General features: G+C 48.9%; 16 protein-coding genes. 4 read left to right on the top strand and 12 right to left on the bottom strand.

All coding sequences use genetic code 11. The features are described 5' to 3' along the window. Window position 1: 1 nt before the first annotated feature. From mrdA to AC07OI_RS15635, 4 genes are all read right to left on the bottom strand, one after another. The gene (mrdA, locus tag AC07OI_RS15650; RefSeq protein WP_492704591.1) at window positions 2-2,002 is read right to left on the bottom strand and encodes a penicillin-binding protein 2; all 2,001 of its coding nucleotides are present in this window, start codon (window positions 2,000-2,002) and stop codon (window positions 2-4) included. A 39-nt stretch (window positions 2,003-2,041) separates the two neighbouring features. Then, window positions 2,042-2,560, bottom strand: a complete 519-nt coding sequence (mreD, locus tag AC07OI_RS15645; protein WP_492704590.1) for a rod shape-determining protein MreD — start codon at window positions 2,558-2,560, stop codon at window positions 2,042-2,044. Further along, window positions 2,557-3,588 carry a rod shape-determining protein MreC gene (mreC, locus tag AC07OI_RS15640; protein WP_492704589.1) on the bottom strand — a complete coding sequence of 344 codons (1,032 nt, stop codon included), beginning with the start codon at window positions 3,586-3,588 and terminating at the stop codon, window positions 2,557-2,559. Before mreC ends, mreD begins: the two co-directional genes overlap by 4 nt. A 167-nt stretch (window positions 3,589-3,755) precedes the next feature. Then, a complete protein-coding gene (locus AC07OI_RS15635; RefSeq protein WP_110256286.1) occupies window positions 3,756-4,799 on the bottom strand; it encodes a rod shape-determining protein in 1,044 nt (347 codons plus the stop codon). A 289-nt stretch (window positions 4,800-5,088) separates the two neighbouring features. On the opposite strand from AC07OI_RS15635, the gene gatC reads away from it, so the two are divergent. From gatC to gatB, 4 genes are read left to right on the top strand one after another with little or no spacing between them, the layout of a single operon-like run. Beyond that, window positions 5,089-5,391 (top strand): Asp-tRNA(Asn)/Glu-tRNA(Gln) amidotransferase subunit GatC, encoded by a 303-nt coding sequence (gatC, locus tag AC07OI_RS15630; protein ID WP_495257868.1) that lies wholly within the window; start codon window positions 5,089-5,091, stop codon window positions 5,389-5,391. A gap of 14 nt (window positions 5,392-5,405) precedes the next feature. Beyond that, window positions 5,406-6,860, top strand: a complete 1,455-nt coding sequence (gatA, locus tag AC07OI_RS15625) for an Asp-tRNA(Asn)/Glu-tRNA(Gln) amidotransferase subunit GatA (protein ID WP_495257867.1) — start codon at window positions 5,406-5,408, stop codon at window positions 6,858-6,860. Continuing rightward, a complete protein-coding gene (locus AC07OI_RS15620; protein ID WP_492704586.1) occupies window positions 6,857-7,336 on the top strand; it encodes a hypothetical protein in 480 nt (159 codons plus the stop codon). Before gatA ends, AC07OI_RS15620 begins: the two co-directional genes overlap by 4 nt. Window positions 7,337-7,391: 55 nt before the next feature. Then, entirely contained in the window at window positions 7,392-8,867 is a 1,476-nt protein-coding gene (gatB, locus tag AC07OI_RS15615) for an Asp-tRNA(Asn)/Glu-tRNA(Gln) amidotransferase subunit GatB (protein ID WP_495258099.1), read from the top strand. A 102-nt stretch (window positions 8,868-8,969) separates the two neighbouring features. Here the strand turns inward: gatB and AC07OI_RS15610 are convergent, their stop codons facing one another. The 8 genes from AC07OI_RS15610 to AC07OI_RS15575 form a co-directional block, all read right to left on the bottom strand. After that, the gene (locus tag AC07OI_RS15610; protein WP_495257866.1) at window positions 8,970-10,340 is read right to left on the bottom strand and encodes a TolC family outer membrane protein; all 1,371 of its coding nucleotides are present in this window, start codon (window positions 10,338-10,340) and stop codon (window positions 8,970-8,972) included. Continuing rightward, entirely contained in the window at window positions 10,340-11,695 is a 1,356-nt protein-coding gene (locus tag AC07OI_RS15605) for an HlyD family type I secretion periplasmic adaptor subunit (protein ID WP_492704584.1), read from the bottom strand. The genes AC07OI_RS15610 and AC07OI_RS15605 overlap by 1 nt, the downstream gene beginning before the upstream one ends. Before the next feature lie 2 nt (window positions 11,696-11,697). Then, the gene (locus tag AC07OI_RS15600; protein WP_492704583.1) at window positions 11,698-13,542 is read right to left on the bottom strand and encodes a type I secretion system permease/ATPase; all 1,845 of its coding nucleotides are present in this window, start codon (window positions 13,540-13,542) and stop codon (window positions 11,698-11,700) included. Between the two features lie 608 nt (window positions 13,543-14,150). Beyond that, window positions 14,151-15,416, bottom strand: coding sequence for a glycosyltransferase (locus tag AC07OI_RS15595; protein WP_495257865.1), 1,266 nt, complete (start codon window positions 15,414-15,416; stop codon window positions 14,151-14,153). Window positions 15,417-15,557: 141 nt separating this feature from the next. Next, window positions 15,558-17,177, bottom strand: a complete 1,620-nt coding sequence (locus tag AC07OI_RS15590; protein ID WP_495257864.1) for a tetratricopeptide repeat protein — start codon at window positions 17,175-17,177, stop codon at window positions 15,558-15,560. A 13-nt stretch (window positions 17,178-17,190) separates the two neighbouring features. Beyond that, window positions 17,191-17,784, bottom strand: coding sequence for a class I SAM-dependent methyltransferase (locus AC07OI_RS15585; protein WP_495257863.1), 594 nt, complete (start codon window positions 17,782-17,784; stop codon window positions 17,191-17,193). Window positions 17,785-17,870: 86 nt separating this feature from the next. Continuing rightward, window positions 17,871-18,575, bottom strand: a complete 705-nt coding sequence (locus tag AC07OI_RS15580) for a SapC family protein (protein ID WP_492704579.1) — start codon at window positions 18,573-18,575, stop codon at window positions 17,871-17,873. A gap of 346 nt (window positions 18,576-18,921) precedes the next feature. Continuing rightward, complete coding sequence (locus AC07OI_RS15575; protein ID WP_495257862.1) at window positions 18,922-20,361, bottom strand: tetratricopeptide repeat protein; 1,440 nt, start codon at window positions 20,359-20,361, stop codon at window positions 18,922-18,924. Window positions 20,362-20,586: the final 225 nt, after the last annotated feature.

The following is a 20,586-nucleotide window of genomic DNA, read 5'->3' as shown; positions in this document are numbered from 1 at the left end:
TTCAATCCTTATTACCTAAGGTTTCACCACCTGGCTTGGGACCTGGATCAGGCTCGGCAGGCGCCTTGACTTCAGCATCTGAACGATACAGGGTCATGTCGCTCTGCGGCTTGGGCTGAGGCGGTACCTGGTCCTTGCTGCCCTTGTCTTGCGGACGCTTGCCCAACAAGTAATAGTCGAGTGCCTTGCGTACGATAGGTGCGGCGGCCTCGGCACCAAAGCCACCGTTTTCTACAATAATGGCAATGGCAATTTTTGGTTTGTCGGCGGGCGCGAAGGCGGTATACAGGGAATGATCAAGATGCCGGGCTGCCATGTTCTTGGCATTATATTTCTCGCCTTTCTTGATACCCACCACCTGTGCTGTACCTGTCTTGCCACCGGAAACATATTCAGTTCCCTGGAATACCCTGGCTGACGTACCTTCTTTGGTAACACCTACCATGGCGTTTTTGATGAAATCTATATTTTCCTGTTTAAGGGGAATACGGGCAGTCTCTTTGGGAACTGTCAGTATCCTTTGCCTCGTTTGCGGATCTTCCGTCATCTTGACCAGATGCGGTTTCATGATGATGCCATTATTCGCCAGTGTCGCCATGGCGTGCGCCATTTGCAAAGGAGTGAAGGTATTTTGGCCCTGTCCAATCCCAAGGGATATCGTGTCACCCAATACCCAGCGCTTTTGTTCAGGCTTTTTGAAGGCTGCGCGCTTCCAGGCGGTAGATGGCAACAGCCCTGAGCGCTCATGTTCCAGATCAATGCCTGTCTTTTGCCCGAAACCAAACGGTGCCATGAAATCATGCATGACATCCACAGTCAGGTCATTGGCCAGCATGTAGTAATAAGTATCGCAGGATTGCACGATGGACCGGTACATATCCACCATGCCATGTCCACCAGCTTTATCGTCCTTGAAAGTATGGTTACCAAAAGTAAAGTAGCCAGGATCAGCAATTGCCTGCGAGGTGGTACGCTTGCCCAACTCCAGTGCAGCCAGTGCCATGAAAGGCTTGTAGGTCGAACCTGGTGGATAGGCACCCGTCAGTGGACGGTTCAGCAAGGGTTTGTCTTCTGAAGTATTGAGTTCATTCCAGCTTTGCTGGTCGATGCCTTCAACAAACAGGTTGGGGTCATAGGTAGGCTTGGAAACAAAAGCCAATACATCACCAGTGGCGGGCTCAATCGCAACTAGTGCCCCGCGTCTGTCACCAAAAGCTTCTTCTACGACTTTTTGCAGCTCTATATCGACTGACAAAATCAGGTTCTTGCCTGAAGTCGGTGCAGAGCGGGACAGCACGCGCACGGCACGGCCACCTGCTGCAACTTCAACTTCTTCAAAACCGGTATTGCCGTGCAAGATCTTTTCGTAACTTTTTTCCAGACCTTCCTTGCCTATATAGTCGGTGCCATTATAGTTGGCGGAATCTTCCATTTCATCAATGATCTCGGCATCCTTGGGACTGATACGACCTATGTAACCAATCACATGCGAAGCAGAATCCCCCTGGGGATATTGACGGAACAAGCGCGCCTGGATATCGACACCGGGAAAACGGAAACGCTGTGCAGTAAACCTGGCGACTTCATCATCAGTGAGACGGGTGCGTATAGGCAGACTCTCGAAACTTTTTGAATCTTCCAGCAATTTGCGGAAACGCTTGCGATGCTTTGGTTGTATATCCACCAGTATCGCCAGTTCATCAATGAGGATGTCCATGTCCTGCCGAATTTTTGAGGGCGTTATTTCCAGTGTGTAGGCAGAATAATTACGCGCCAGGATGACGCCGTTCCTGTCAGTGATAAGGCCGCGATTAGGGACGACAGGGACGATGTCTATGCGGTTTTCATCTGCCAGCAAGGCATAGTCATTATGCTTGATGATTTGCAGCCAGACAAAGCGTGAAACAAGTGCGGCAAAACACAGGAACACGAATACGCCGATAAAAACCAGGCGCATACGGAAGTAATGCAGTTCGCGTTCTGTATTCTTTAGTTCTGTCATAGTGAAAAGCTTGAAACAGGCAGCAATCGGGCAGCAGGCTCAGATAGGACGTGTATGGTCTTTATCTTTGGCCCGCCTTTGTGGTGCCAGCAGCAACAGGGTAGCAACCGGCCACAGTACGGTCGTCACCAGGCTGACAGTAAAATAGGCCCAGCCAGGAAAATTTGCATCTGGTGCTACCAGCATGCGTACCGCAAGCTGCACCAGTTGGGCAAACAGGAATAAAGGGAATACATGCAAGGTTTGCGTCAATGGATGAAACCACAGCACGCGCCTGTGTATCATGATGGCGAAATACGATAGCAGGGTATAAGCCAGAGCATTTTCGCCCATGTAGATGGAATCATGTACATCCATCAGCAGTCCCATTGCAAACGCCACACCTATGCCAACTTTGCGCGGCTGGTGTATGGTCCAGAATACCAGCACCAACGCGACGAAATCAGGTATGCCTATCCAGCCGCCCCATGGCAAAAAATTGAGAAAAAAGGCGACGGCAAAACTGATGGCAATAAATAGCGGGTTGACCGGCAATAATATGTAATGCGGGCTATTCATGGAGCTGGTTCCTTGGCAGTTGCAGGGACATCCTTGGCTGGAGATTCTTTCACAGCGCTGTCCTTGACCGGCAAATCTTTCATGGGTTGGTCCACAGGCTTGGTCTCGGATGTCGGCGCTGTCGCATCACGGGTCACCTTGCGATTGATTTTTTCTTTCTTGGCGCGTACATCTTCAGTGTCCGGGCGCGACAAGTTATCAGTAGACACCAGCAAGACCAGTAATTGCCTGTTGCGGTCTATACCCGCTGTTGGCACGCATAATATGTTTTCAAACGTGGTGTTAGCCTTGTTTTCTACCTGCACTACCTTGGCAACAGCCAGGCCGGGAGGATAGATACCGTCTATGCCAGAAGTCACCAGTTGATCGCCATTCTGGATATCGGCATTGGTGGTCAGGCGCATGTCCAGATAGCTGGACTGGCCGCGACCATAAGCGACGCTGCGCAAGCCATTTCGCAGTATCTGCACCGGGATGGCCTGGTTTTTATCCGTTAACAAAGTGACTTCAGCTGTCAATGGGAATACCCGGGTCACCTGACCAACTACGCCCTGATCATCAATCACCGGCTGGGACAAGGCGATACCCTGTTTGATACCACGGTCAATAATGACCTTGCGACTGGCCGGATCACGTGCATCGTAAATGATTTCTGCCATGACAGACTTGACTTGCAAACGCTCACGCGCATCCAGCAATTTACGCAAATGGGTATTTTCTGCTGCCAATTGCCCGGTCTGTTGCAGGGTATCGGCATTCTGGGTTTGCTGGCGTTTCAGTTGCGTGTTTTCTTTTTCCAGTGCAGTCACTGAAACAAAATATTCAGAGACGCGCTTGACGGTATCGCGCGGCATGACGGCGACCATTTGCACCGGATACAGCACGCTGCCCAATATTTGCCTGACCAGTGTCAGGGATTTCAGTCGGGCATCAACAACCAACAAAAAGATCGCCAGGACGGCAAAGAAAACCACTCTCACGCGCGCAGAGGCGCCTTGCTTGAAGAGTGGTGGTGGGCTGTAATCCATACTTTACCGGTGTTTCTCAATGAACAGCGCAACAAGCATTTTAATTTGCAATCAATTCAGCTTTGCTTCAGTAGCCAGGACTGATGCATGCCTCATCAAATACGGGAAGTACAGCCAACATCAGCGCTGGCTGTCAAACCCCACGATGGTCCGGTGCTTAACTCTTATTATTCGTAAGAAAAGATCGAACCCAGCTTATCCATGCGTTCCAGTGCCATGCCAGAGCCACGGACCACACAAGTCAGCGGATCTTCTGCGACGATGACTGGCAAGCCTGTCTCTTCCATCAGCAGACGGTCCAGATCACGCAAAAGTGCGCCACCACCGGTCAGCATCATGCCTTTTTCAGCGATGTCGGCACCCAGTTCTGGAGGTGTTTGTTCCAGTGCGTTTTTAACGGCAGAAACGATGTTGTTCAGCGGATCAGTCAACGCTTCCAGGATTTCATTGCTGGAAATCGTGAAAGAACGCGGGATGCCTTCGGACAGATTGCGTCCCTTGACTTCCATTTCCTTGACTTCGGAACCTGGGAAAGCTGAACCAATAGCCTTTTTGATGGCCTCAGCAGTTTGCTCACCGATCAACATGCCGTAATTGCGACGGATGTAGTTGACGATAGCTTCGTCAAACTTGTCACCACCAACGCGGACAGAGCCCTTGTAGACCATGCCACCGAGGGAAATGATACCTACCTCAGTAGTACCACCACCGATATCGACTACCATGGAACCAGTAGCTTCAGACACTGGCAAACCAGCACCTATCGCTGCGGCCATCGGTTCTTCAATCAGATATACCTGAGAAGCACCGGCACCCAGAGCAGATTCACGAATCGCACGGCGTTCTACCTGGGTAGAACCGCAAGGGACGCAAATAATGATACGTGGGGACGGTTTGAAGAACTTGGTGTCATGCACCATACGGATGAATTGCTTGAGCATTTGCTCAGTAACGGTAAAGTCGGCAATCACGCCGTCTTTCATGGGACGGATAGCTTCAATATTACCCGGCACCTTGCCCAGCATCTGCTTGGCTTCTTTACCTACTGCCTGAATTGTTTTCTTGCCGTTTGGTCCGCCTTCCTGGCGGATCGCGACTACGGATGGCTCATCGAGCACGATACCCTGGCTACGTACATAAATCAGCGTGTTGGCTGTTCCCAGATCGATCGCCAGATCATTTGAAAAATAACTACGTAAAAAACCAAACATGTATTGTCCTGTGTTTAACTGATTGTGGGCTCAACCCGCTTTATCGGGCTGCGCTACCGAATTTTTAACCCTGACCGGCTCCACCGGAAACTGACCAGCCATCTCGCTATCCAAACCATAACTGAGCATGTTAGGGGATTTAGCAAGCCAATTAGGGCATTAACCCGCCATTCTACCTTATAATCTGTTTAAATTTATTCGATACCAACACCTAAATTAAGCTTTTGGTGGGATGTTGAATTATGTATTTTTTGACACTCTTTTTCGCGCAAAAATGCGCCCCTGAACTATGTCACTGACACTTGAAGATGTGAAAAGAATTGCCAATTTGGCAAAAATAGAAACCTCAGATGCAGAAGAAGTCTCCACTCTGGAGAAGCTGAACGGTATTTTCTCTCTGGTAGAGCAGTTAAAAGCTGTGGATACCACGGGTGTAGCCCCTCTGAGCCATCCTATTGCTGCCTTGCTGCCAGAAATGGCATTGCGCCTGCGTGAAGATGCAGTTACCGAAAGCAATCATCGCGAAGATTATCAAAAGCCAGCGCCAGCGACACAAGATGGCTTGTATCTCGTACCCCAGGTTATTGAATAAGCAATAGAATCCTCATGCATACCAAAACAATTTCGCAATTATCCGCCCTGCTGCAGAGCAAGCAGGTATCCGCCACCGAACTTGCCCAGCATTATCTGAACCGTATTGCTGCCAGTGACCTGAATGCCTTCTTGCACGTCAATCCTGAATGGACCTTGCAACAGGCGGCAGCAGCCGATGCACGCCTGGCCAGTGGTGATGCCGGTGTCTTGACAGGCGTACCTATCGCCCACAAAGACATATTCGTGACCCGCGACTGGCGTGCAACTGCCGGTTCGCGCATGCTGGAGAATTATGTCAGTCCCTTCGATGCGACTGTCGTTGATCTGTTCAATAAAGCGGGTACGGTCACGCTGGGTAAATTGAATTGCGATGAATTCGCCATGGGTTCATCGAATGAGAATTCCTATTTTGGCCCGGTAAAAAACCCCTGGGACAAAACTGCCGTGCCTGGTGGTTCTTCCGGTGGTTCAGCTGCAGCAATTGCTGCACGTCTGGCACCGGCAGTAACAGCAACCGATACGGGCGGCTCCATCCGTCAACCGGCATCGTTTTGCGGCGTCACCGGAATCAAGCCAACTTACGGCAGCGTATCGCGCTACGGCATGATTGCTTTTGCGTCTTCGCTGGATCAGGGTGGCCCTATCGCCCAAACCGCTGAAGATTGCGGCATTTTGCTGAATGCAATGACAGGTTTTGATGAGAAAGATTCGACTTCTCTCGAACGCAAAAAAGAAGATTTCAACCGTGATTTGAACAAGTCTTTGCAAGGCTTGCGCATAGGTGTGCCCAAGGAATTTTTCTCGGCCGGCCTGGCTGCGGATGTGGAACAGGCGGTACGTGCTGCACTGGCTGAATATGAAAAACTGGGCGCGACACTGGTAGAAATTTCTCTGCCAAAGACCGAGTTGTCCATCCCTGTGTATTATGTGATCGCACCGGCAGAAGCTTCTTCGAATCTGAGCCGTTTTGATGGTGTGCGTTATGGTCATCGTGCAGCGGATTATACAAATCTTGAAGAGATGTACAAGAAGTCCCGCGCCGAAGGTTTTGGTGCTGAAGTCAAGCGCCGTATTATGGTTGGTGCCTATGTACTGTCGCACGGTTACTATGATGCTTATTATTTACAGGCACAAAAAATACGCCGCCTGATCGCGCAGGATTTTGCTGCAGCGTTTGAGAAATGTGATGTCATCATGGGGCCGGTAGCGCCGACTGTGGCATGGGACCTGGGTTCGAAAGCCGATGACCCTGTGGCCAACTATCTGGCCGATATCTTTACCCTGTCGACCAGTCTCGCTGGCTTACCTGGCATGTCCATCCCTTGCGGTTTTGGGCAAGGCGAAAAGAATGCCAAGCGGCCGGTAGGTTTGCAAGTCATCGGCAATTACTATGATGAAGCGAAATTGCTGAATGTGGCCCACCAGTTCCAGCAAGTGACTGACTGGCATACCCGCGCACCTGTATGAGCTTGAAGATCTTCCTGAGTGCCGCTATGTTGGTGATAGGCAGCAGCGTGTCTGCGCAGACACTGGATACCCGTATCGCCTGCACACAAACGCAAAAGGAAGATGGTGATGGTGAGCGTCTGATTTTCAGTGATCAGGCACGCATGCAATTGAATGGTACGCAGGTCACGGAATTTCAGTGGGAGTCTTCTGTGTTTCGCAGTAATCGCGGACATGAATGCAGCATAGATACTGAAGATGGTGTGGAAGCAGAATTGACAGAAAAAGGCTGGCGCTTGCAACTAAAGGACGCCTCAGCAGCGCGACTCAAACGGGGTTATGATTTTGATCGTGGCTTTCAATGCAGCATACGTCTGGAACGTGAAGGCGATGCCCTGCATATCAAGCCCAGCTGCCCTACCCTGTGCGGCTCGCGCAAGAATTTTTCAGCACTGACGGTGGACACCAAGACCGGCAGCTGTACCTACGATCAATGAGTTGAATGGATCTGCGGCTTTATGTCCATAAGCAGGCAGACGCAATAAGATAAAGATAAGACGAGGAAATATTATGCAATGGGAAGTCGTTATCGGTTTTGAGACGCACGCGCAACTCAAGACCAATTCAAAAATTTTCAGCGGCTCTTCAATACAATTTGGCGCTGAGCCAAATACCCAGGCTAGCCCGGTTGATCTGGCTTTGCCTGGCGTGCTGCCAGTCATGAATAAAGGCGCGGTGGAAAAAGCCATACAGTTTGGCCTGGCAGTTGGCGCGCTGGTTGCACCGGAATCCATCTTTGCCCGTAAAAATTATTTCTACCCTGACCTGCCTAAAGGCTATCAGATCAGCCAGTTTGAAATCCCGGTAGTGCAAGGTGGTTTCGTACCTTGTGTGTTTGAAAAAGATGGCAAGACCGAATTCAGGAACATAGAACTGACACGCGCCCATCTGGAAGAAGACGCTGGTAAATCCATGCATGGCGCAGCTCAGGGCATGACAGGCATAGACCTGAACCGTGCTGGCACACCCTTGCTGGAAATCGTCACTGAGCCTGTCATGCGCAATGCAGCTGAGGCAGTCGGCTATGCAAAAGCATTGCACTCGCTGGTGACCTGGCTGGATATCTGTGATGGCAATATGCAGGAAGGTTCTTTCCGTTGCGATGCCAACGTTTCTGTGCGTCCGGTTGGCCAGAAAGAATTTGGTACACGTTGCGAAATCAAGAATCTGAACTCTTTCCGTTTCCTTGAAGAAGCGATCAATATTGAAGTGCGCCGTCAGATCGAATTGATTGAAGATGGTGGCACCGTCATCCAGGAAACTCGTCTGTACGATCCGGACAAAAAAGAAACTCGCTCCATGCGCAGCAAGGAAGATTCGATGGATTATCGTTACTTCCCTGATCCCGATCTGCCACCGCTGAAAATCAGCCGCGAATGGGTAGAACAAGTACGTGCCACTATGCCGGAATTGCCATCTGCCATGCGCCAGCGTTTTATCGAGCAACTGGGCTTGCCTGAATACGATGCGACTATCCTGACGCAATCCAAGGGCATGGCTACTTACTTTGAAGCTGTGGTAACTGCTGCTGGTACGGCGCAAGCCAAACCTGCGGCAAACTGGATGATGGGTGATGTGGCTGCGACCCTGAATCGTGAAAGCCTGGATATCAGCGCCATCCCAGTAACATCTGCGCAGTTGGCAGTGTTATTGCAAAGAATTGCTGATGGCACGATTTCCAACAAGATTGCAAAGGAAGTGTTTGCGGCGATGTGGCAAGCTCCATCTGAAGATGTGGGCACGGTCGACAAAATGATCGCGTCCATAGGCGGACAAATTTCTGATGTTAATGTTCTCGGGAAAATCATCGACGAAGTCATGGCTGCGAATCAGCAGTCTGTCGATGAATACCGCGCTGGCAAAGAGAAGGCTTTCAACTCACTGGTGGGTCAGGCAATGAAAGCGACCAAGGGCAAGGGCAATCCAGCACAGGTCAATGAATTGCTAAAGAAAAAACTGGCAGGCTGATTTCTGCCTGAAAATGAAAAACGGCACATCTTTTAAGGATGTGCCGTTTTTTTTGCTTATGATTGATTTACTGATTCACTTCCTGCAGCATTCCAGCCAATATCAGTTCGGTGTAAAGTATGCAGCAACTGTCTGCACATCATCCACAGTAATATTGCCAGCGGTGACACGCAGCTTGAGGAAGCTGATCAGGTAATTGTACTTGGCCTGCGCCAGGTCACGCTTGGTAGCGACCAGTTGTTGCTCGGAGCTGAGCACGTCAAGATTGATACGGACACCACCCTTGACACTTTGCTTGGTTGCTTCAACCAGCAAAGTCGCTGAATTAACCGATTTTTGCAAGGCGCTGATTTTCGTCAAGCTGGTTTGTATCGCATTAAATTGCTTGCGCAATTCTATCGAGATTCTATTCCGGGTTGCATCCAGATCGGCCTTGGCTTTGTCGCGGTTGGCAATGGCCTGGTTACTGATTGCCGTGACATAACCACCAGAATAAATCGGTATCACCAATTGCACACCGACGCTTTTGATGGTCTGATCTTGCGTACGTGTCGTGATGCTGTCAGACAAGCCACGATTGTAACCGGCATTGAGTTCCAGTCTTGGTGTATGGCCTGCCTTGGCCTTGCTGATTTCCAGCTCGGCCGCTTCTACTGAATATTTAGCAGCTGCGATCTCAGGATTGTTTTCTGTTGCAATCGTCATCCACTCTTCAAAACTTGAGAGAGTGACGGGCATGACCGTGAACTCGGGGCGCAAGCCGTCAAGTTGATTTACTTCACTGCCGACGATGGCAGAAAAAGCGTTTCTTGCATTCAGTAAATTGTCTTGCGCTTCTATCACCTGAGCCTCGGCAACATCAAGCTTTGCCTGGGTCTCCAACATGTCTGTCTTGGTGCCTTCACCTTTTTCAAACATGCGCTCATTAATGCGTTTTTGTTCAGCGTAAGCATCTCTTTGGGCACGGAACAAGTCCTGCTGATCTTCGGCAAATTTGACATCAGCATAGGCCGTCGTCAAACGAATGATCAAGTCCTTGCTACGTGCCGAAAAGATGGCATCGCTATAGTTGGTCTGCGCTATACCCTGTTTATAACGTGCAGCTGTATCCAGGCTGAACAATACCTGGCGCAACGAAACGGAATTGGTGATACTGGTATAGTCGTAATTACTCTCTGTAAATCCGCCAGTTGGCTGCCCCAGGAAATTCGTCGACGGCGAGGTGATTTCTGCCCTGTTCTTGCTGGTGCCATAGGAGTATTGTATGGTCGGCAGCAAACCTGCGCGACCTATCTTGCGGTATTCCTTCCCAGCGACATTTTCAGAAACAGCGGCACGGTAAGTCGGGTCATTGATCAGTGCTGCTTCATAGGCCTGCACCAGGCCCATGGCATGAACCTGACTTGCCGACATCACGAGTATGCCGCAGGCAGCTGCGATCAGATTAAGGCGCTTCCATGATTTTTTCATCATTAATCCTCAGTCATTGCGGAATGGGCACGGTCAATAATCGGTTTCAGCAGGTAGTTCATCATGGTGCGGCCACCAGTGCTGACGAATAATTCAACAGGCATGCCTGGGCGAATATTCAGGTTGGCAATCAGCTTTTTGCCTTCAGGTGCGACTTCAGCACGCACTTTATAGAAAGCCTGGCCGGTTCTTTCTTCTACCGTACGGTCAGCCGATACCTGGGTAATGATGCCAGGGATGTGTGGCGTGGTATTGGTGTTGAATGCAGAGAAAATCAACTCGGTTTTCAAACCAGCATGAACCTTGTCAACCAGATTGACTGGCAACATGGCTTCCACGATCAGGGCGTCGTCCTGAGGAACCAGTTCCATCAATTTGAAACCGCTAGGCACAACTGCACCTTTGGTAAATACATTCAGGCCAACTACGGTACCAGCCACGGGTGCTTTTACCATGACATTGTTCAGATCAAAGTCCAGTGCAGTCAGGCGGTTTTGCAAAGCTTCTGCTTCTTTTTGCACATCAGACAATTGCGTGCGGATTTCTTTTTGATAGTCTTGCTGACGCTGGGATTTGCGCAAGCCCAGTTCCATGATCTGGCGTGACACACGGCCCATATTGCCCAGGTCTTCAGAAACACTGCCATTTACCTGTGCATAAGTACGTTCCAAATCCAGCAGGCGATTACGGGCGATATAACCTTCCTTGGCCAGGTCACGCATACCATCAAGCTGCTCCTTGAGGAACACCTGTTGCTGCTTTTTGCTGACCATGGATTCTTCCAGCCCCTTCAATTGCGATCTCAAGCCAGCGATATTTTCATCGACTGCACCCAACTCACTTTGCATGGATATCTGGCGGGTAGTGAACAATTGCTGTTGCAGCAAAATTGTGTTGGCTACACGGCTATCACTTTTTGCCTCATCCAGTTCCTTGGGGAAGCTGATGGATTTTGCACCGGCACGTTCAGCCAGCAAACGGGCTTCTACTGCCTGGGCAGTAAACAATTGCACCCGGGTGATTTCTGCAGTTGATTTGGCACTGACAGAATTCATCTTCAACAGGGTCTGGCCTTCTTTAACGACATCGCCATCCTTGACCAGAATTTCATCGACAGTACCACCGGTCTGATGCTGAATAACTTTGCGGCTGGACGCGACGGCGACGTTGCCACTCATGGGCACACCCTTGTCAAGCTTCGCTGTAAATGCCCACAACAGGAAACCAACCACGCCGATCAGGATAATGATCCAGCCCAGGCGGGAGTAGCCACGTGCATCTGTGTTGACTTCAAGTATTTCTACGTTGTGCGTTGCCACATCCGTGACATCACCTTTTTTTACCAATGCATTTTTCATGATTATTCCTCTTCTGCAGCTGTGGCATTGATTCTTGCCTGCGTATCTGCTGGCGGCTCTGAAGCTGCGGACTGCAGACTGTTCTGAGCCTGAGCTTGCTGGGCTGCCTGTTGTGCCGCAGCAGCCTGCTGGGCTTGTTGCATCTGCTGTGCCTGTTGTTGATTTGCCTGATTCAGCGCAGCCAATACCTGGTCACGCGGGCCAAAGGCCTGAGCTACACCGTCACGTAACAACAGGAGCTTGGTGGTAGCGCCCAGGATAGTAGTGCGATGAGTGATCAGCACGATTGTTTTGCCACGTTGGCGCAAATCATTGACCGCCATCACAAGCGCTTGCTCACCAGCATCATCCAGATTTGAATTCGGTTCGTCCAGTACCAGCAGGGACGGATCGTCATACATGGCACGGGCCAGGCCGATACGCTGTTTTTGACCACCGGACAAACCGGCACCGCCATCACCCAGACGGGTGTCATAGCCTTGCGGGAAATGCAAAATCAATTCGTGTACACCAGCGCGCTTGGCAGCCAGGATGACTTTTTCAGAATCGACTTCACCAAAACGGGCAATATTTTCTGCCACCGTACCGCCAAACAATTCTATGTCTTGTGGCAGGTAACCGATATTTGGTCCAAGCTGGTCCTTGTTCCATTGATAGATGTCTGCGCCATCCAGACGCACCTTGCCGACAGCAGCAGGCCAGACGCCGACCAGCAAACGTGCCAGCGTGGATTTACCTGAACCTGAAGGGCCAATCACACCAAGTACATCACCTGGTTGCAGGGCCATGGACAGGCCTTTGACAACAACAACGGTAGAGCCAGGAGGCGCAGCAGTTACACCCTCAACAGACAAAGCACCGAGTGGTTTAGGTAAATCCATACCCGCCTGGCGAGGTGGGTTGGATGCCAGCAATTCATTCAAGCGGCCATAGGCACCTTTGACTGTACTCCATTGTTTCCATACACCGATGAGTTGATCAATAGGGCCAGTCGCCTTACCCAACAGGATAGAACCGGCAATCATCATACCTGGTGACATCTTGCCTTCAATGACCAGCAAAGCACCAAAACCGAGTACCAGAGACTGTACCGAAACACGAACAAATTTACTCAAGGCGGTGATAATGCCTGATTTTTCGCTGGCTTCTGCCTGCAACTGCAAGAAACGACCATGCAATTTGAACCAGCGCGACATCAGGTTAGGCAACATGCCCATGGCTTCAATGACTTCCGCATTGCGCAGGTTGTTGGTGGCCAGATTGCTAGAGACGATGGCCATGGTATTGGCTTCAGTCAAAGGCTTTTTGGAGACGACTTCATTGGCGTACGCCAGGATCACCATGACGATCACCGCAGCCAGAGCAAACAAACCCAGGTAGGTGTCAAACATGAAAATCACGGCCAGGTAGAACGGGAACCACGGCGCATCAAAGAAGGCAAACAAGCCAGCACCTGTGAGGAACTGGCGAATCTGTGTCAGATCCTGCAAAGCCTGGCCAGCATTGCCACCACCACGCTTCAGGTTTTGTTCAAATGCAGCAGTATAAATGCGCTTGTTCATTTGCATGTCGAGCTTGGCGCCGAGACGTATCAATACAAAGCTACGGATATATTCAAGCGCACTCATCAAGGCATAAGCACCCAACATCAGCAATGTCAACATCAACAATGTGATTTCGTTGCGGCTTTGCAAAACGCGATCGTAAACCTGTAACATGTACAGGGAAGGTGCTAACATCAACAGATTGATGATGGCACTGAAAATGCCAACGGTCCTGAAAGCACTTTTAAAGGTCATCAGGACCTGTGCAATTTCAGTTTGTGGAAGTTTTAATTTCGAGATCATTTGTATTCTTTGCACACTGAAGTGCTAAAAACATCGCAATATAAAAGGTGGCCACTTGATGAATAAAGTTTGTAGAAAACAAATTCATCTGCATTTTTAAGGCAAGGCGGCATTATCCCTGTTCACAACTCAATTAAATGTGATGTACATCACATTTTTCGAAAGCGTAACACAAGTTTTACGCTTTTAAAACGTGTTTCGTGTATCGAAGCATGTATATTTTGCATACCCCCCCCTGTATATAAAAAATTACTCCAATTTGACTGCGAAGCCATTGGTGATTTCTTCATACTCCCCATATATAGGGCATGACAAGAATTTTTGAAAAATCCAGAATTTATTTAATTGACATGTTTTTCTATGCCTAAAAACATACTTAGCGTGAAGCAAAGTGATATTAGTCACATCGGTCACATCGGCATACACAAGACTAAATGATTTAGCCAGGGAATACGCCAGGTACGGCAAGAGCTAAAAGATGCTGAGTGAGCACATTGTGCATACGGGCACAATGAAGATAAAGAATGATGGTGAGCAGAAGCAAAAAAAACGCCCCGCAATATCCGTTGCGGGGCGCTGAGTTCTTAATGGTCTTGCTGGCTACGGTTTTATTTTAACTCAATTACGACAGTGTTTACAAGCGACTGTGCAGATATATCATTTTGAATGTTAACTTTTGTTTCATTTCCGAGCGCGTATACCCATTCCAGTTGAGCAGGCAAACACACTCTTTGCAAGTCATAAAATTCACAGGCAAAACGACGGGCATTTTCACCTAAACGCTGTCTTTCCTCTGGCTGGTCCAGCAAATCACAGACCTCCTGACTTAGAGCTTTTACATCAAAGAAATCTACCAATCTGCCTGTCTCGTTGTGGCGTATGGCTTCACGCAAAGGCTGGGTATTGGAGGCGACAATGGCACACCCAGCACTCATGGCTTCAAGCAAGCTCCACGACAGTACAAAGGGGTAGGTCAGGTAGACATGGACGCGTGATAATTGCAGTAAGGGAATGAAGTGTTGGTAAGGAATATTACCAAGGAAATGGATACGCTGGCGCGCACTCTCTGGCAATTGAGCACTCACTTCGTTGAGGAAAATCTCTTTCCATGATTTCCCACTTTCAGACTTGGCACCATAACTGACATCATCACCCCCCACCATCAGGACGTGCGCGTTGGGACGTTGCGCCAGTATCTGCGGCAAGGCACGCATGAAGATGTGGTAACCGCGGTACGGCTCCAGATTGCGGTTCACGAAGGTAATGACTTCATCATCCCGCGTCAACTTCAATCCGCCACCTAAGGTCAAGGCCACACCAGGATTGGGAGCGATCATATCCGTATTGATACCGTCATGAATGACGCTGATGCGCTCACGAAAGGCACCGGGAAAGGTACTGGCTTGCCAATGTGTAGGGGAAATAGCCGCATCGGCTATTTCTATATGCAAGAGATTATTGATATTCTTGAGTTGTATCTTGCAGGCCTGCTCAATGGCATTGGAAGAAAACTCAGGGTCAAAGCCGACGTCCGCACCTTGTGCGTGATAAAAGAATTCTGCGTAGATGCCTAGTTTGGCCTTGGGCCAGACTTTTTTCAAGAACAGGCTCTCACCCCAGCCAGGGTGAGCAATGATCACATCAGGCACAAAACCTTGTTCACGCAATTGCAGTGCTGCACGCATGGCAGCTTCACCGCGGATGACTTTTGGCTCACTGTCCGCCAGCCACGGATGTGTTTCAGCACTGGTACCACGGGTAAGCTGATATGAAAATACCTTGACCCCATTCCATAGTGCTGGCGCAGCCTTTTGCATGGATAGTGCGACAACTTCATTCGCTGGATCGGCAGCCAGAGCGGGCGCAAGATGCACAAACTGGCCTGGAAAATTTTGGTGAACAAACAGGATTTTCATAGCGCAAATTGAGTAGGAATACGAACTTGGAAAATTGTTACAGTATAAACGCTAATCAGCTCTGGGGAAGCATGCAAATGTGTCTTGCTGCAGGCAATTTCATGCAGTAAGCAAATGACGGGAAAATGCCTCAAGAATGCCGTCAGGACGTAGGTGATGCTCATCTATATGCCATTGCTGGCTGGCTTTACCGCTACCGCTATCGGTCATGGCAAAAACATCCAGAAAATTCATGCCTCTCGCTAATACTTGCTGCTTCAAGCTGGTGTTGAACAGGGACAGGAATTGACCAAACTCCTGTAGCTCATCTTGAGCACAGCCACTTTCATTCATATGATAGGCTGGTACGCCGCTGATGATGCACTTGAGCTGGCGCGGTTGCGCTTGGGCAGCAATAAAGTCCAGATAGGCGACTATAGTATTGTGTACGCGTTGTGTCAGATTAATTTCGGCGGAAGCAGTAGATTTTTTGCTGGCTTTCAAGATGCCGCTATCGATGCGACAATCAATTTCGCCTATAGTGATCAATACGCTGGAAGCTACAGGTATTACCCGTAGATAATCTGCCAATAATTGCTGGTAATGATTAGCCTTGGTTTGACCGATTTGCCATTGCGTACATCCCTCTATCCACAATCCCTTGCATTGCAAATGCTGCCCTCCATAACTGACGACCAGGTTATGAGCCGACAGCATATGGCTTTCCCCTATGATATACAGTACGCCTTGCGCTTGCGGGAATTGCGCCTGCTGACTGTAAGTTTGCCACCACGACTGTATTTTCAACATGAAGGCGCAGTAGATCAAAGAACCTTTATCTTTGATAAGCGCATTGTTGAGCATGCCTTTTGCCACTTGCAACAAAGCGTCTACATTTGCCGGATTGCCAAACACATGATGCAAAATTGCCAGTTGTAGCGCGGCATTTTGCCTGGGAAAACCAGTCGTAGTCAGCTCCAGCACTTTGGCATAATGCTGAACAGCTTCATTTAATTTGCCAGTGATTTTATAGAGATTGGCCAGGCAGCCATGCAACTCTGCATTGCCTGGTGCAATGCTTAATCCCTGCTGATAACTTTGCGATGCTTCTGGTAGTCTTTCCAGCTTCAAGAGCGCATTGCCACGATTATTCCAGGCTTGAAAATGGGACGCATTGGTACGCAGCACTTGTTCATAATCGTTCAGAGCCAGCGCATATTGGCGCATATCCATGTAAAGATTGCCCCGGTTAAAATAGGCATCGGGAAAATCTGGCTGTTTAAGCAGCGCCTGCTCGTAACAGGCCATGGCATCGGCCTCACGTCCCACAGCACTGAGTGCATTTGCCTTGTTGTTCAGGACTTCGGCAAAGTCTGGCATGGATAACAGAAAACGGTCATAGCTGACAATGGCATCTGCATGACGCTGCAGATCCAGCAAGACATTACCAAGCGAGGCATGAATGATGGTATTGGCCGGATTGACGGATGCAGCCATTGTGAGCAAATCGAGCGCCTGCTCCAGTTCACCTGTGCTGCGCTTGATCATCCCTAAAAATTGCAAGGCCTCGAAATGCCTGGCATCCGCCAGCAGTATTTGCTGATAAATGGCTTCTGCCTCAGCCAGCTTCCCCGTCTGATGCAAGGCCAGCGCCTGCTGTAACAACTGCGCAGCCTTGCCTGCCTGGGCAGCGGGGCTGACTCCTTTGGCCGCAGTATTTATTTTTTTCTTTTGCATCATCAGCAAATACTGCTTATTTCAATTGCGCACGCAATAAATTTTCAACCTCGGGAATAGGTCTGGCACTTTTACTACCCACGGCCCACAAATCAAAAGCAGAGGGACGTGAAGCAGCTACTACCGTTTGAAAACCTGCGCCAGCCAAAGTATTCATCAGTACTTTCTGGGTAAAGCCACAGCGATGGGCCATAAACAAATTGCCTTTCTCCATGGCAGCACGGTGTCCATATAAAATATCGATCGGTGCAATCGGCCCTGCCGGGGAGATATAGGCGGGTTCCAGCAATTTATCTTCAGCCACCAGCTTGCAGACAGACACCATATCCGGACAGGTCACCACAAAGATGCCATCATCTTTGAGTACACGCATGATTTCTTTAAGCGCGACCGGTACTTCATGCGGATACAGATGCTCAATATTATGCGATGAATAAACCGCATCGATAGAGCCTGTTTCAACGGCGCTCATATCGGTTAAAGTGCCCTGTATGTCAGGGTTGACCTTGGGATCAATATCGAAACGCACTTCCTGCCATTCATCTGACTGGAAAAAAGGTGTAGTACCTGACTTGTTTTGCGGGCCGCAGCCTACGTGTAGTAATTTCAAAGCATTCACCTTGTAATTTGATCCAAAAGAAAAATGGGGCACAGGCCCCATTTTCCATTCACATTCTAATGCAAGTCAAATACAGATTATTGAACCTGATCTGGACGTGAAGATGCCAATGCGACTTTAGGCAGGTGTTGGAAAGATGCCCAATGCAATTCCAGCAGAGACATCAAGCCGCTGCGTACCCAGCGTGCCAGTGTGGCGTCGTCAAGTGCCATGACTTTTTCGCGGTCAACAATACGGAAACCACCGATCAGGTGCACTTCGTTGCCTTCACGGAAGTTGAGGTCTTTAGCAACCAGCACGCCTGTGGTTTCCAGCTCATTCAGGATAACGCGGCCTTCACGCAGATTTTTCTCATAGCTGTTCAGCAATTCCAATACTTTGCCGAAGCTAGGATTGAATTCTGCTTTTTCAGTAAACACAAGTTCACCTTCTTTGGTGTTGAACTGTGGCGCGTCCATATCAGCAGCCAGCACGTAGTCATCCGTATCACCAATACGACCCAGGATGAATGGATAGCGGCGTACATGAACAGGCACATAAGTGTCAGTCCATTGATTTTTTTCATTCAGGAAAACATTGCGCTCTCTCAATCCCAAAACTGCGATTGCATTGAGCAAGCCGGATTGCGAGAACAAAATAGGATAGAACTGAGCTGCTTCAGGAATTTCTGTCGGTGCCAGAGGGGCAGTGGTCAGGCCACGGGCAAACGCAAAGTCTGCAGCAGGTTGAAAGCGCAAAGAGCCATGCAGGTTCTTGTCCAGGGTTTGAGCATTTTGAAACATAGTAAAACTCCAATAACTAGAAAAAGCCCATTTCCATTGATGGCATGGGTTAAGCGCCAGGCTAGATGGCATTGAATCGCAAATCATTATTTATTTTGATCACAACACGCACAACACGATTACTTACACTGAAATGAAGGCGTTTCGGTCAAAATCAAGTGCAGTATTGTATCAGCAGGATAAAGTGATGGCGCTTTTTTCAGCACAACTACCGGTATTAAGCCGCAGCTTATTTCAAAATTAAGGCACACCGCACCACTCCCCGAATTACTCAAGCAGTTATCGTCGGTGCTTCATTCTTTTAATTTGGAAAGGCAATAACACAAAATTAATTTTGTGAGATGCCTTAGGTCTGTTTTCGCCAGATCAACAGATACCCGGGAATGGCTTGCAAATTTTCCATTCGGATGGTTTGTGGCGAACATTGTAAGGACGTAAATCCATACTCAGATGCCAACTTGTCCAGATAACTCAATTGATGCGCATAGCGGCCACTGCTGCGCAGCATATAGCCTATGCTGTTGCCTCTCTGAGTCGGGTCTTCATCAGCAGCTTCAACAGAAAAAGCGAACAGGCCATCTGCAACCAATAAGCGACTGACCTCTGGGATGATTTTATCAAGTTGCCCCAAGTACACAAATACATCAGCCGCCGTCACCACTTCATAACTTGCCGTTGCTTCTTGCTGCGTCATGGTGAGCAAATCTGCCTTAATCAGTCTGTGGTAAATCTGCCTGGCCTGGGCTTTTAACAGCATTTTTTCGGATAGGTCAACGCCTACCAACTGCACTGCCATAGCGGCGAGTTCTTTTGCCACCAGCCCCGTACCACATCCCAGATCAAGTATGCGCCATGCGCTTGCGCCAGTAACGCGTAATTTCCTGAGTTCTTTGCCAATGACAACGGGAATCTGATACTCCAGCACCTCTTGCAGATGCTGGTCAAAGCGTTCGGCATAATCATCAAATATCTTGCTGACATAGCTCACCGGTGCCTGGCTGCTGGTCTGACCATTGAGTACATGAATGAAATGAAGGGCATTACCATGTTGTGGATCCAGGGTCACGGCGCTTTGATAACTGTTCAATGCCTGTGCAATCTGACCAGCATCTTTATAAATATTACCCAGGGTATTATGAATCTCCGCCAGATTTGGCTGCAATGCGACTGCGCGTTCTGCATATTGTATGGCAAGGTCTAATTCCTTACGCTTTTGATAAATCAGCGCCAGATTATTCCAGGGCTCAGCTAATGACATATTCAAACTGTTTGCATGTCTGTAAGCCGATATAGCTTCGTCCTGCCTTCCCATATCTTTATACACATTACCTATATTGCTATGCGCCTCAGCATAGTCAGGCTTGAGTTTACAGGCTTGCTGAAAACATTCCAGCGCACGACCCAACTGTGCGGATTCCCGCAGTGCTGATCCCATATTATTCAGTGCATAAAAATTCTGGGGATTAATCTGCAATGATTGCTGGATAAATTGTATCGCTTGTACATAATTTCCCAGCTGGTGAGCAGTCACTCCGTATAAATGCAAGGCATCCGCATGTTCTGGTTTGATCTGTAAGATTTGCTCATAAATCTTTCTGGCAGCTTCAATTTCCCCACTACGGTGCAGTGTCATGCCCTGGTTCAGCCAGGTAGCAATCTGGTCTTGTACTTGTTGTTTTTGTTTATCCGCTTGCGCATTTGCTGCTTCATCTGCAGCCATACAGCATTGCTTATATTTTTTCCCGCTGCCACAAGAGCAGGGATCATTGCGACTCAGTTTTTTCATTGTCTTTTTTGTCGTTATGCAAAGTGGCAAAAATAAGGATTCGCCATTTATTGATCAACATGCTACCAAAGAGTTACCAGGAATTGCAGACTTTAACAATGAGTCTTCATCAAGAATTATTCGTCACTGATCGATTTAATGATTTATAAAAAAACCCACCGCTTTCCAGAGGTGGGGTTTTTATTTTTACACAACAGGGAGGATATTCTCTCCCTGCTGCATGGG

This window comes from Undibacterium sp. GW821-FHT07F11 (assembly GCF_059418665.1).
This window is presented reverse-complemented; position numbering and strand designations above follow the sequence as displayed.